Here is a 13,402-nt window from a genome sequence, read left to right on the forward strand (position 1 = left end):
GAAAACAAAAAAACCGCCACGAGGGCGGTTTTTTTGTTCTGAAGCAGCCGGTAAAAACCGCTTACTGAATCTTCGCGTTCTTACGCAGACCTTCTTCGAACGCCTGCAGCTTCTCCTGCTGGATCTGCTGCACGATTTGCGGACGCACTTGTTCGAGCGGCGGCGGCGTGATGTCGCGCACGTCGTCGACTCGGATGATGTGCCAGCCGAATTGCGTATGCACCGGCGTGTCGGTCATCTGGCCTTTCTGCAGATGCGTGGCCGCGTCCGCGAATTCAGGCACGTAGGCCTTCGGGTCCGACCAGTCCAGATCGCCGCCGTTCTTGCCCGATCCCGGGTCCTTCGAGTATTGCTTGGCGAGATCTTCGAAGCTCGCGCCGGCCTTGATCTTGGCGATCAGATCCTTTGCTTGCTGTTCGTTGTCCACGAGGATGTGGTGCAGGTGATATTCCTTGCCGCCCGCGTCCTTGATCAGCGCGTTGTAACGCGCGGTCACTTCGGCGTCGCTCGGCGTGTTGTTCTTCACGAAGTCTTCGATCAGCGCGCGCAGCACGACGGTTTGCTGGGCAACGGCGATTTGTGCCTTGATGTCCGGCCGATTCGGCAGGCCGCGGCGCAGCGCTTCCTGCATCAGGATTTCGCGGTTCACCAGCTCTTCGCGCACAGCCATTTGCAGTTGCGGCGTGTTTTGCTGGCCTTGATGAACCAGTTGATCGATCAGTGCGTCGGCGCGCGCTTTCGGAATCGGCGTGCCGTTTACGACAGCGATGTTCTGTGCGAATGCAGGTGCGGCCGCAAACGCAGCCAGCAATACCCAAAGGTGGGTTTTCTTCAAGGTCATCGAAAGGTTTCCTAGCGGGGCAACAAAGCGAATTCTTCGGGCGTATACGCCGTGATTGCAAGGGCGTGAATGCCGCGCTGCATGGCATCGGCCAGCGCATCATACACCATGCGATGCCGCGCCACGCGGGCTTTCCCGGCGAATGCGGCGGCCACGATCGTGACACTGAAATGACCGCCGGCGGAGGCGCCGGCGTGGCCCGCGTGCTGCGCGCTGTCGTCCGTGATCTGGATCGAGGCGACCGGCGCGAGCGCGGCGGTGAGGCGCGCCTCGATCAGCGCGGCGCGCTCGGCGGTGGTGGCGTGCATGAACACATCGTTCGTCATGTCATTCTTCCTTCATATACTTCGACAGCCACAAACTCTGCCCGACGATGAATACCACGAGGCACCCGGTCGCGCCGAACAGCTTGAAATTGACCCACTGGTCGGTCGTGTAGTGATACGCGACGAACAGGTTAACCAGTCCGAGCAGCACGAAGAAGATCGCCCAGACAATGTTCAGCTTGCCCCAGATCGTGTGTGGCAGCGTGATCTGCTTGCCCATCATCGCTTCGATCAGGTTCTTGTTGAAGGCCACCTGCGAGACGATCAGCGCGACCGAAAACGCCCAGTACAACACGGTCGGCTTCCATTTGATAAAGGTGTCGTTATGCAGCACGAGCGTCGCGCCGCCAAATACGGTGACGACGCCGAGGCTCACCCACAGCATCGGGTCGACCTTGCGATGGCGGAACGCCACCCAAGCGATCTGCACCAGCGTGGCAACGATCGCCACTGCCGTCGCCGTAAAAATGCCCCATATCTTGAAGGTGACGAAGAACAGGATGATCGGGAACAGATCGAACAGGAATTTCATTATCTGGTCGGGAATTCGGAGAGTGGGTCGGAGAAAGAGGGACGCGGCGCGAGGCGCCAGTGGTGGTTGGCTGCATGAACCCGCCGCCGCAGCTGGTGAACGGTGCTGGCCAGTGCTAGCTGCCGCTCGTTGCCTGACTGCAGACCGTGGGTTGTCCGGTTCGCAAGCCGGATGAAGGGTGTTGCGGCCGACGGGCGGGTGATGCAGCTAGCGTGCGTGCATGCACCGATGGCCCGCCGGCCGCGCATCATTCAACTGGCGCCGAACTCCGCGCTGCTTTACTTGGGCTCGAATTGTAACGCAGCCGAATTGATGCAGTAACGCAGACCGGTCGGCGCAGGTCCGTCTTCGAACACGTGGCCCAGATGCGCGCCGCAGTTCTTGCACTGCACCTCGATGCGCAGCATGCCGTGCGTGCGGTCGGTTTTTTCGGCAATCACTTCGCCGTTGATCGGTTTGAAGTAGCTCGGCCAGCCGCAACCGGCGTCGAACTTGGTGTCCGATTCGAACAGCGGCGTGCCGCAGCAGACGCAGTCATAGATGCCGCGGTCCCAATGGTCGTGATAACGGCCGGTAAAGGGGCGCTCAGTGGCCGCGTTGCGCGTCACCTGGTATTCGATGTCGGAGAGCTGCTTGCGCCACTCGGCGTCGTCTTTCTGGATGGCGGGGGCTTCGGTGTTGAGGTCGTCGGGCTTGCTCATGGTAGGGATTCCTGTCTCGGGGTTATTTTTTGGGGCTCGTCACGAAGAGCAACTCACTTCCAGCGAGCTGGCCCAATCTGGCGGCAGCCCCGCATACGCTTCATATTCCGGTTGCTCGTCGAACGGACGGCGCAGGACGGCTGCCAAACGTTCCACTTCGGAGAAGTCCTTCTCTTTCGCACGGCGGATCGCCGTTTCCGCCAGATGATTACGAAGTACGAATTTGGGGTTCACACGGTTCATTGCAATGGCGCGTGTCGCGTCGTCGCGTGTTTCTTCGGACAGGCGCGCGCGGTAGTCGTTCACCCACGCATCGAACGCTGCGCGGTCGAGGAACAGGTCGCGCACCGGCGCGTCGCCGCTTGCGTCGTGCTTCGAAATGCGCGCCAGATTGCGGAACGTCAGCGTGAAATCCGCACGGTTGGCGTGCATGACTTCGAACAGACGGTTGACCAGCGAAGCGTCGCCCGACGTGTCATCGCCGTCGCGCTCGGTGTCGAGGCCGAGCTTGGCGCGCATGCGCTTTTCCAGCGCCGGCGCGAAACGGTTTTTGAAGCCGCCGAGCACACGCTGCGCGTCTTCGATCGCCTTGTCGCCGCGCACGCTTTCCTCGTGCTGAACGCCCAGCAGCGGCAGCAGCCCTTGCGCGAGGCAAAAGAGGTTCCAGTACGCGATCTGCGGTTGCATCTTGTACGCGTAGCGGCCTTGCGAATCAGAGTGATTGCAGATGTAGCCGGCGTCGAAGCCGTCCATGAAACCGAACGGGCCGTAGTCGATCGTGAGACCGAGGATCGACATGTTGTCGGTATTCATCACGCCGTGGCAGAAGCCGACGGCTTGCCATTCGACCATCAGATCGGCCGTCGACATCACCGCTTCATTCAGCAGCGCGAGATATGGATCATCGGCTTCGCGGCAATGCGGATAGAAACGGTCGATCACGTGATCGGCGAGCGCGCGCAGCGCATCGACGCGATCGTTCGAATAGAAATGCTCGAAGTGGCCGAAGCGTACGAAACTCGGCGCCACGCGCGTGACGACTGCAGCGGTTTCGATTTCCTCGCGGCGCACTGGCTGGTCGGAGCCGATCACACACAGCGCGCGCGTGGTCGGAATGCCGAGGTGATGCATCGCTTCCGAACACAGATATTCGCGGATTGACGAGCGCAGCACGGCGCGGCCGTCGCCCATGCGCGAATAGGGCGTGCGGCCCGCGCCTTTGAGCTGCAGTTCGAAGCGATGGCCGTCGTGTTCGACTTCGCCGAGACCGAGCGCGCGGCCGTCGCCGAGCTGGCCGGCCCACACGCCGAACTGATGCCCCGAATACACCGACGCGTACGGCAGTGCCGCGGAAGGCCATTCACGCGTGGCGTTGCCGGAGAACAGCTCGGCAAAGCCCGGATCATTCTGGAGCCCGGGCTCTAAACCGAGCAACGCAGCGGTTTCTTCGGAGAATCCGACCACGTAAGGCGCACTAAGCGGAGCCGCGGGTAGCCGCGTCAGAAACGCGCTACCAAGCCGTGCAAATGCGCTTTCAGGCGAGGTAATAAGTGCGTCGGAAAGAGCCGACAAAGGCCCGGATAACCCTGCAATGCTTGGGGAAAACGACATATTGAGCGCCTCTGGATTAACCGATATTGTAAGTCCGCGCCCGCGGAGCTGCTGGCCGGCCCTTCGCCCGAGGTTTAGCCAGACACACGCCTGCGTGCCGGGCGTCTCCTGCCGGAGCGCTCCTGCGCCGTTTCAGAGTACGCCACGCGACCCGCCGGAATGTCCTTTGCGATTGACCGGAGCGCGCCGCGTGGCGCCCGAGCTGCCACCCCAATGACGCAAAAAAGGCGAGGAGACCTCTTTTTATGACGACGCCGCTGCTTGGCCAGATGATGGACGTGCCGCTCACCGTGTCCTCGTTGCTCGCGCATGCCGCGCGGCATTTCGGCGACACCGAGATCGTGTCGCGGCGCATCGAAGGCGACGTGCATCGCTACACCTACCGCGATTGCGAAAAGCGCGCCAAGCAGCTGGCGCAGGCGCTGATTGCGCTCGGCGTCGAGCCCGGCGAGCGGGTGGCCACGCTGGCCTGGAACGGCTACCGGCATCTGGAAGCGTATTACGGCACGACGGGCTTCGGCGCCGTGTGCCACACGATCAATCCGCGCCTCTTTCCCGATCAGATCGCCTACATCATCAACCACGCCGACGACGCCTACGTGCTCTTCGACACCACGTTCGCGCCGCTTGTCGATGCCTTGGCGCCGCAGTGCCCCAAAGTACGCGGCTGGATCGCCCTGGCCGACGAAGCCCATCTGCCGAAGATGCAAACGCAGGTGCTGAGCTACGAAACGTTGGTAGAAGCGCAGGACGGCAATTACGACTGGCCGCAACTCGACGAACGTCAAGCGTCTTACCTCTGCTATACGTCGGGCACGACCGGCAATCCGAAAGGCGCGCTGTATTCGCACCGCTCGACAGTCCTGCACGCGTTCGGCGCATCGCTGCCCGATGCGATGAGCTTGTCCGCGCGCGACTCCGTGTTGCCGGTCGTGCCGATGTTCCATGTGAACGCCTGGGGCATTCCGCACTCCGCGCCACTGACCGGCGCGAAGCTCGTGTTTCCCGGCAAGGATCTCGACGGTAAATCGCTCTATGAATTGATGGAAAGCGAACGCGTCACGTATTCGGCCGGTGTGCCGACCGTATGGCTCGGTTTGCTCAACCACCTGCGCGAGGCCGGCGTGCGGTTCTCGTCGCTCAATCGTACGGTGATCGGCGGTTCAGCGTGCCCGCCGGCAATGCTGCGTGCCTTCGAGGACGACTACGGCGTGCAGGTGATCCATGCCTGGGGCATGACCGAAATGTCGCCGCTTGGCACCTTGTCGAAGCTGACGTGGGAGCAGAGCCAGCGCTCGCTGCCTGAGCAGCGCAAGTTGCTCGAGAAGCAGGGCCATGCGATCTACGGCGTCGATATGAAGATCGTCGGCGAAGACGGGCGCGATTTGCCGTGGGACGGTGTGGCGTTCGGCGATCTGCACGTACGCGGCCCTTGGGTGATCGACCGGTATTTCCGCAAGGACGATTCGCCGCTGGTGGATGGCTGGTTCCCCACCGGCGACGTCGCCACCATCGACCGGGACAGCTTCCTGCACATCACGGACCGCTCGAAAGATGTCATCAAATCCGGCGGCGAGTGGATCAGTTCGATCGACATCGAGAACGTTGCGATCGCGCATCCGGCGGTGGCCGAAGCCGCGTGCATCGCCTGCGCGCATCCGAAATGGACCGAGCGGCCGCTGCTGGTGATCGTCAAGCGGGTGGGTTTCGACGTGACACGCGAGGAACTGCTCGCGTTCTACGACGGCAAGGTCGCCAAATGGTGGATTCCCGACGACGTCGCCTTCGTCGACGAACTCCCGCACACGGCCACCGGCAAGCTGCAGAAACTCAAGCTGCGCGACATTTTCCGCGACCACATCCTGCCGTCGGCGCTCGAAGACGAAAGGGATTGCCCCCTTACTCCGCTCACCAGGGGAAACCCCGTCTAACGATAAATTGAACGAGCGTGCTTTTTTGTGTATTCTGCCTGCTGACCCCGGGAAAATCGGAAATAAAGTCGGACAATGAGTCGACTCGACGAACCGGACGGGCGGCGCGTGCTGCGCCGCCTCATCGCATGGAGGCTGGCAGATGGCAGTGGACTACACAACTCATGACGGCGTGGCCGTCATCACGCTGAACAATCCCCCCGTAAACGGTCTCGGCCTCTCGACGCGAGCTGGTATCGTCGAAGGGATCGAGCGCGCGCAGAACGATCCGGCCGTCAAGGCGATCGTGCTGACGGGCGCTGGCAAAGCCTTCTCGGGCGGCGCCGACATCACCGAATTCAACACGCCGAAGGCGACCCAGGAGCCCACCCTCCATACGGTCATCAAGACCGTCGAGGGCAGCGCCAAGCCGGTTATCGCCGCGATTCACAGCGTCGCCATGGGCGGCGGCCTCGAACTGGCGCTCGGCGCGCATTACCGGATCGCCGCACCCGGCGCGCAGATCGCGCTGCCGGAAGTGAAGCTCGGCATTCTGCCGGGCGCGGGCGGCACGCAGCGTCTGCCGCGTGCAATCGGCCTGGAAGCCGCGCTCAACATGATCGTCTCCGGTGCGCCGGTGATGTCGGAGAAGCTGGCCGATTCGGGCCTGTTCGACGAAGTCGTGGAAGGCGATCTGGCCGAAGCCGCGCTCGCGTTTGCCCGCAAGGTCGGCGCCAAAACGGGTCCGCATCCGAAGGTGCGCGACCGCAAGATCGAGCATCCGAATGCCGCCGGTTTCATCCAGTTCGCGCGCAATACAGTCGCGGGTGTAGCCAGGAATTTCCCGGCACCGCTGAAGTGCATCGACGCGGTGGAAGCGGGCGTGCAGAACGGCTTCGACAAGGGCCTCGCGTTCGAACGCGAATGCTTCATCGCACTTGTGCAGACGCCGGAAAGCCACGCGCTGCGCCATGCGTTCTTCGGCGAACGTGCAGCGAGCAAGATTCCCGATGTGCCGTCGGACACGCCGGTGCGCGACATCAAGCAGGTGGCCGTGATCGGCGCCGGCACGATGGGCGGCGGCATCGCAATGAACTTCATCAACGCGGGCATTCCGGTCACGCTGCTGGAAACCAGGCAGGAAGCGCTCGACCGCGGCGTCGCCACGATTCGCAAGAACTACGAAGCCACCGTCAAGAAAGGCAAGCTCAAGCCTGAAGCGCTGGAACAGCGCATGGCCTTGATCACGCCGACGCTCTCCTACGACGACCTGAAAACCGCCGACATGATCGTCGAAGCGGTGTTCGAAGAACTCGGCGTCAAGGAGCAGGTGTTCAAGCGTCTGGACGAAGTGGCGAAGCCCGGCGCGATCCTGGCCTCGAACACGTCCACGCTTGACGTCGACAAGATCGCCGCTTTCACGAAGCGTCCGCAGGACGTGGTCGGCATGCACTTCTTCAGCCCGGCCAACGTGATGAAGCTGCTCGAAGTCGTGCGCGGCAAGGAGACGGCGAAAGACGTGCTTGCCACCGTCATGAAGCTCGCGAAGAAGATCAAGAAGACCGCCGTGGTCTCGGGCGTGTGCGACGGCTTCATTGGCAACCGGATGATCGAGCAGTACATCCGTCAAGCGCTCTTCATGCTCGAAGAAGGCGCCTTGCCCGCTCAAGTGGACAAAGCTATCGAGAAGTTCGGCTTCGCGATGGGCCCGTTCCGCATGAGCGATCTGGCGGGTAACGACATCGGCTGGGCGATCCGCAAGCGCCGCTATCAGGAACATCCTGACATGCACTACTCGAAGATCGCCGACCGTCTCTGCGAGACGGGGCGCTTTGGGCAGAAGACCGGTGGGGGCTGGTACGACTACAAGGCGGGCGACCGCACCGCGTATCCGTCGAAAGTGGTCGACGAGATGATCACCGAGTTTTCGAAGGAAGCCAACGCGGAGCGCCGCAAGATCAGCGACGAGGAAATCGTCGAACGCCTCGTGTTCGCGCTCGTCAACGAAGGCGCGAAGATTCTTGAGGAAGGCATTGCGTCGAAGGCGTCGGACATCGACATGGTCTATCTGACCGGCTACGGCTTCCCGCTCTATCGCGGCGGTCCGATGCTGTACGCGGATACGGTCGGTCTCTACAACGTCGAGCGCGCGATTCGCCGCTATGCATCGCGCCCGAATGGCGACGCGTGGCAGTTGGCGCCGAGCATCGCAGAGTTCGCGGCGAAGGGCCGTGGGTTCAACGGTTGAAGCGCCGCCGCTCAGGCGAAATGAGTGAAATGAATGAAGTGGAGCGACTGAGCGATCCGCCAGCGCGCCCACCATCAACATCTGGAAGTACCAGCCGACTTGCATGGGACCCGAGTAAGCGCTAAAGCGCCAACTCGGGTCGACCGCTTTGCATAGGACCCGAGTAAGCGCTAAAGCGCCAACTCGGGTCGACATAGGAGAGATGCATGACTGACGCCGTAATCGTATCGACCGCCCGTACGGGTCTCGCCAAATCATGGCGCGGCGGTTTCAACATGACGCATGGCGCAACGCTCGGCGGACATGCAACCCAGGCCGCTGTCGAGCGCGCGAAGCTGGATCCGGCGCGCATCGAAGACGTGATCATGGGCTGCGCGAATCCGGAAGGCGCGACGGGCGCCAACATCGCGCGGCAAATCGCACTGCGCGCCGGCTTGCCGGTCAGTGTGCCGGGCATGACGGTGAACCGTTTCTGTTCGTCGGGTTTGCAGACGATCGCGCTGGCTGCGCAACGCGTGATCGCCGGTGAGGGCGATGTGTTCGTCGCGGGTGGCGTGGAATCGATCTCGTGTGTGCAGAACGAGATGAACCGCCACATGGTGGCCGAAGGCTGGCTCAGCAAGAACAAGCCGGAAATCTATTGGTCGATGCTGCAGACCGCCGAGAACGTCGCGAAACGCTATTCGATCTCGAAGGAACGTCAGGACGAATACGGCGTGCGCTCGCAACAGCGCGCTGCGGCCGCGCTCGAAGCCGGCAAGTTCAAGGACGAGATCGTGCCGATGACGGTGCTGGCAGGCGTCGCCGACAAAGCGACCGGCCGTCTCTACACGAAAGAAGTGACCGTCAGCGCCGACGAAGGCATTCGTGCCGACACGACGCTCGAAGGTGTGTCGAAGATTCGTACCGCAATGCCGGGCGGCGTGATCACCGCAGGCAACGCGAGCCAGTTCTCGGATGGCGCGTCGGCTTGTGTCGTGATGAACGCGAAAGTCGCGGAGCGCGAAGGTTTGCAACCGCTGGGTATTTTCCGCGGCTTTGCGGTGGCCGGTTGCGAGCCGGACGAGATGGGCATCGGCCCGGTGTTCGCGGTGCCGAAGCTGCTCAAGCAGGCCGGCCTGAAGGTCGAAGATATCGACCTGTGGGAGCTGAACGAAGCGTTCGCGGTGCAGGTGCTGTATTGCGCCGACAAACTCGGCATTCCGCACGACCGCCTGAACGTGAACGGCGGCGCGATTGCGGTGGGCCATCCGTATGGCGTGTCGGGCGCGCGCTTGACCGGCCATGCGCTGATCGAAGGCAAGCGGCGCGGTGCGAAGCTGGTCGTTGTGACGATGTGTATCGGCGGCGGCCAGGGTGCGGCGGGCTTGTTCGAAGTAGTCTGATGCGTGCGGTTTGCGCGGGTTGGCCTGGTTTGGCGCGACCCGGCGGCGGCCTGGTGTGACGTAGTGTGACGTGAGGACGCGTCACGGGTGGCGAGAGCGGGTGTTGCGGTTCGGTGTCGATTGCATTGAATCCACGACACCCGTTTTTTTTTCGTGCGCGTCTCGCCAGATCAGGCCGCCGGTATTAAGGAAACGCCATCCCGAGCGCAGGCAGGCTCAACGTACCTTGATTGACAAAACGATAACCGCCCGCCAGACCCGTCGTGACGCCGCCCGAAAAGCCGTCGGCGAGCTTGCCACGCAGGATGTACGGAATCTGGCCTGATTGAGTGGCGTCCGCGAAGGCGAAGGCTTGGCGAACCGCGGCGAAAGCCGGCACCGTCAGGGGCACGTCGACAATGATTTCGCCGTAGCGCGGCACGACGCCGCTTTGATTACTGACGCCGCTTGCGAACGGCTTGCCGTTCAGTTCGAGATCGAGCGAGACGCCGTCGAAATTGATGGCGGATTCGTTGGGATTCTGGACGCGCAGTTTGACGTTGAAGCGCACTTCCAGGCCCTGACTGTCGATCGGCTCGATGCCGGCCACGTTCACGCGCACCGGCTCGCTGCCGAACATCCCGGCGCAGCCGTTGAGCGTCAGCGCGACGAGGGCGATGATCGCTGCCAGACGAGGGGTACGGGAAAACCGTAACGCGCGAAAGAATGACATGACCGGCACCTCGAAGGAAGCGGGTTGGATCATGCATTGTAACGGGCGGTTTGCCCAGTGGAGACGTTTCAGACGGCGCGCCGCAGACGTGTTTTAGCGAGATTGGCCAGATGATGCGCAGCTTGACGGATGAAGCTGTGCCGCGCGTTTTCAGCCTGCCGTGGCTGCACGACGAACACCGCGGGATGGGTGTGCGCTGCACTGATCGAGACGAGACCGCGCTGCGGGGTCACAAAACGCTCGCCTTCGTGCAGTGTGATCGACGTGACCGGAACGGTGTCGCCGAGCCACGCCAGAGAATGATCGCGGAAGTCGAGTTGCAGCGCGCCTTCGACGGCCACGATGGAGGTTTGTGCGCGGAGATCGTGCACGGCCATCTGGCCCGCCGCCAGGCGCGAGGTGACGGCATCGCGAGGCAGACCGGCGTGAAGTTGAGTAATGGGCATAACCGATTCCTTTAAACCGTTTTCATGCCACACAGCTTATTGAGTCCGTCCACGTGAAAACAGGCGCAGCTATGAGCGATGTGAACCGGTACAGAGTGACGTTTCAGCGCGCTGTATCGGTTGGAATCACGCTGATGTGTATCTGTCGCCACGCCCGAACTGTCCGCACCATCGGATCATGAACTCTTCGATCCTTATGTCAGATGAATCAGATGAACCGCTTGCGCACCGCGCGGAAGCACTACTCGTGGACGGGACCTCGGCCTGCCTGTCGCCGGATGCGCCGGATGTGGACTTGCGCGCCGACCGTGTATCGGTGGACGACGGGCTCCTCGATCGTCGCCCGCGGGTTGGTCAACCCTCGGACGGTCGGCCCCTTTACCGTCAACTGGCCGACCAATATCGCCGTGCAATCGATAACGGCGCGCTGCGTCCCGGCGACCGCATGCCGTCGATGCGCGCATTCATGCAGCGGCACGGCGTCAGCCTGGCGACGGCCACCGAGAGCTATCGCACCCTGGAACGCGAGGCACTGATCGACGCCCGTCCACGCGCTGGCTATTTCGTGCGAGCCCGACAGACGCTTACATTGCCCGCGGCCACCGAGCCCGACCTTGCGGCCGCGCCCGGCGCCGCGCAGTTCGTCGGCATCCATTCGACGATTTCGGCGATCGTGTCGAAATTCCAGCGCTATCCCGACGCGCTGAATCTCGGCGGCGCGACCGCGTCGCCGGATCTTTATCCCACCGACGCCTTGCAGAAAGCAGCGCTTCGCGCATTGCGCCGACGGCCGACCTTGCTAACCGCGGCCGGACACGATCAGGGCGATCCCGAGCTGCGCGCAATCATTGCGCGCCGTGCGCTCGACGTCGGCATCCAGATCGGCGCGGACGATGTGATCATGACCCATGGCGGCATCGAGGCCGTGAACCTGGCCTTGCGTGCGGTCACGCAACCGGGCGACACGGTCGCGGTGGAGTCGCCGTGCTTCTTCGGCTTGCTGCAGGCGCTCGAAAGCCTCGGCCTGCGCGCGCTCGAAATTCCGGCCAGTCCTACTACCGGCCTCGCCATCGAAGCGCTGGCGTTCGCGCTGCAAACGCATCCCGACATCAAAGCGGTCGTGGTCGTGCCGAATCTGCAGAACCCACTTGGCAGCGTCATGCCAGACACGCACAAGGCGCGGCTCGTCGAACTGTGCGCACGAACCGGCGTTCCGCTGATCGAAGACGATCCTTACCGCGAACTCGCTGACACTGCGCAGCCGCCTAAATCGTTAAAGGCCTGGGACGTCGACGGCACCGTGATCCATTGCACGTCGTTCAACAAGACGCTCGCGCCCGGCATGCGGGTCGGCTGGATCAACGGCGGACGCTGGCATCCGCGCATCGGCATGCTGAAGTTCGCGCAGTCGCGCCATAACGAGCAGTTGTCGCAAGTCGTGCTCGCCGAATTTCTGGGAACCAATGCGTATGAGCGGCATCTTCGGCGTTTGCGCGACCGTCTGCGAATTCAGCGCGAACGGATGGCCGCAGCGATCGCCGCATCGTTTCCCGACGGCACGCGCTTCACGCCGCCTGGCGGCGGCATGTTTTTCTGGATCGAGCTGCCGCGCGACGTGTCGTCGTCTGTTTTTTTCGACGCGGCTTTGGATGAAGGCATCCGCGTGATGCCGGGCACCGTGTTTTCGAACGCAGGGCGCTTCGATCATTTCATTCGTCTGAGTTGTCCGAGCACGGATCTCGATCAGGCCGATGAGGCGGTACGCAGGTTAGGGCGTCTGGCGGCACGGATGGTGGCGCATGCGTGAACGCCATAGCGGTTATGATTTCAAATTGAATTGAACAAGGTAATCCCGTGATCCGTCATATTGTGATGTGGAAGCTCAAAGAACACGCAGAAGGTGCCTCGCGTGCTGAAAACGTCCTGAAGCTGAAGGAAAAGCTCGAAGGCTGCCGCGACATTGTTCCTGGCATCCTCAAGCTCGAAGTCGGCATAGCGGCACCGGGTCTCGAGTCGACCTACGACATCGTGCTGGTGTCGGACTTCGCCGACAAAGCCGCGCTCGACGCCTACCAAATCCATCCGAAGCACACGGCGCTGAAGGGCTTCACCGGCGCGGTGCGCGAATCGCGTGAATGTGTCGACTACGAATTCTGAAATCAGCAATGACCGATTCATCCTCATCTAAAACGGGCAGCGCGTCGTTGCCTGAAAGCCCGTTCGTCGACCGGCTCGGCGCGCAACTCGTGTCGGTTGCAGACGGCGTCAGCGAAGTCGTGCTGCCACTGCAGCCCGATCACATGAACACGTGGGATGTCGCGCATGGCGGCGTGACCATGACCCTCGCCGACGTCGCGCTCGCGATGGCCGCGCGCAGTTTAGCCGGCGACGGCGTCGGCGTGGTCACGATCGAAATGAAGGTCAACTTCATGCAGCCAGGCCGCGGCGAATTGCGCGCCACCGGCCGCGTGCTGCACCGCTCGACCACCATGGCCTATTGCGAAGGCGAGATCCGCGATAGCGAAGGCCACTTCGTCGCCAAAGCGCTCGGCACCTTCAAATACATGCGGCGTCTCGCCGTGGGTCGCGACGTGACGCAACAGCGTCTGCGCAGCGATCCTTCGGCGAAACCCGGCCCAAGCGACGGCTAATCACCGGATGAACAGCGTGCGTGTCGAGAGCGTCGCGCG

The 13,402-nt window shown here is 62.5% G+C and carries 13 protein-coding genes; 6 read left to right on the forward strand and 7 right to left on the reverse strand.

Annotated features, from left to right (window positions below):
- Positions 1-61: 61 nt before the first annotated feature.
- The 5 genes from KHO31_RS06505 to KHO31_RS06525 form a co-directional block, all read right to left on the reverse strand.
- Positions 62-841, reverse strand: a complete 780-nt coding sequence (locus tag KHO31_RS06505; RefSeq protein ID WP_201079400.1) for a peptidylprolyl isomerase — start codon at positions 839-841, stop codon at positions 62-64.
- An 11-nt stretch (positions 842-852) separates the two neighbouring features.
- Positions 853-1,167, reverse strand: coding sequence for a BolA family protein (locus KHO31_RS06510; RefSeq protein ID WP_201079398.1), 315 nt, complete (start codon positions 1,165-1,167; stop codon positions 853-855).
- A gap of 1 nt (position 1,168) precedes the next feature.
- Positions 1,169-1,699, reverse strand: a complete 531-nt coding sequence (locus tag KHO31_RS06515; protein ID WP_201079396.1) for a septation protein A — start codon at positions 1,697-1,699, stop codon at positions 1,169-1,171.
- Between the two features lie 278 nt (positions 1,700-1,977).
- Positions 1,978-2,400, reverse strand: a complete 423-nt coding sequence (gene msrB, locus KHO31_RS06520; protein ID WP_201079394.1) for a peptide-methionine (R)-S-oxide reductase MsrB — start codon at positions 2,398-2,400, stop codon at positions 1,978-1,980.
- 39 nt (positions 2,401-2,439) lie between these two features.
- Positions 2,440-4,011 (reverse strand): protein adenylyltransferase SelO, encoded by a 1,572-nt coding sequence (locus KHO31_RS06525; RefSeq protein WP_201079392.1) that lies wholly within the window; start codon positions 4,009-4,011, stop codon positions 2,440-2,442.
- Between the two features lie 245 nt (positions 4,012-4,256).
- Between KHO31_RS06525 and KHO31_RS06530 the strand changes: the two genes are divergently transcribed.
- From KHO31_RS06530 to KHO31_RS06540, 3 genes are all read left to right on the forward strand, one after another.
- Positions 4,257-5,942: a 3-(methylthio)propionyl-CoA ligase gene (locus tag KHO31_RS06530; protein ID WP_201079389.1), complete on the forward strand. Its 1,686-nt coding sequence runs from the start codon at positions 4,257-4,259 to the stop codon at positions 5,940-5,942.
- A 142-nt stretch (positions 5,943-6,084) separates the two neighbouring features.
- Positions 6,085-8,169 carry a 3-hydroxyacyl-CoA dehydrogenase NAD-binding domain-containing protein gene (locus KHO31_RS06535; protein ID WP_201079387.1) on the forward strand — a complete coding sequence of 695 codons (2,085 nt, stop codon included), beginning with the start codon at positions 6,085-6,087 and terminating at the stop codon, positions 8,167-8,169.
- 206 nt (positions 8,170-8,375) lie between these two features.
- Positions 8,376-9,554: an acetyl-CoA C-acyltransferase gene (locus KHO31_RS06540; protein ID WP_201079385.1), complete on the forward strand. Its 1,179-nt coding sequence runs from the start codon at positions 8,376-8,378 to the stop codon at positions 9,552-9,554.
- A gap of 184 nt (positions 9,555-9,738) precedes the next feature.
- Here the strand turns inward: KHO31_RS06540 and KHO31_RS06545 are convergent, their stop codons facing one another.
- Together KHO31_RS06545 and KHO31_RS06550 are read right to left on the reverse strand one after the other, a co-directional pair.
- A complete protein-coding gene (locus KHO31_RS06545) occupies positions 9,739-10,266 on the reverse strand; it encodes an LEA type 2 family protein (protein WP_201079383.1) in 528 nt (175 codons plus the stop codon).
- A 68-nt stretch (positions 10,267-10,334) separates the two neighbouring features.
- Complete coding sequence (locus KHO31_RS06550; protein WP_201079381.1) at positions 10,335-10,712, reverse strand: hypothetical protein; 378 nt, start codon at positions 10,710-10,712, stop codon at positions 10,335-10,337.
- Between the two features lie 178 nt (positions 10,713-10,890).
- Here KHO31_RS06550 and KHO31_RS06555 point away from each other — a divergent pair, with 178 nt between their 5' ends.
- The 3 genes from KHO31_RS06555 to KHO31_RS06565 are packed head-to-tail and all read left to right on the forward strand — an operon-like array spanning position 10,891 to position 13,363.
- Positions 10,891-12,519, forward strand: a complete 1,629-nt coding sequence (locus tag KHO31_RS06555) for an aminotransferase-like domain-containing protein (protein ID WP_236061721.1) — start codon at positions 10,891-10,893, stop codon at positions 12,517-12,519.
- Positions 12,520-12,566: 47 nt separating this feature from the next.
- Positions 12,567-12,869 (forward strand): Dabb family protein, encoded by a 303-nt coding sequence (locus tag KHO31_RS06560; protein ID WP_236061720.1) that lies wholly within the window; start codon positions 12,567-12,569, stop codon positions 12,867-12,869.
- An 8-nt stretch (positions 12,870-12,877) separates the two neighbouring features.
- Positions 12,878-13,363 carry a PaaI family thioesterase gene (locus tag KHO31_RS06565; protein WP_172310139.1) on the forward strand — a complete coding sequence of 162 codons (486 nt, stop codon included), beginning with the start codon at positions 12,878-12,880 and terminating at the stop codon, positions 13,361-13,363.
- The last annotated feature ends 39 nt before the right edge of the window (positions 13,364-13,402 follow it).

Origin of the sequence: Paraburkholderia domus (assembly GCF_905220705.1) — a bacterium.
In the GTDB taxonomy this organism is placed as follows: domain Bacteria; phylum Pseudomonadota; class Gammaproteobacteria; order Burkholderiales; family Burkholderiaceae; genus Paraburkholderia; species Paraburkholderia domus.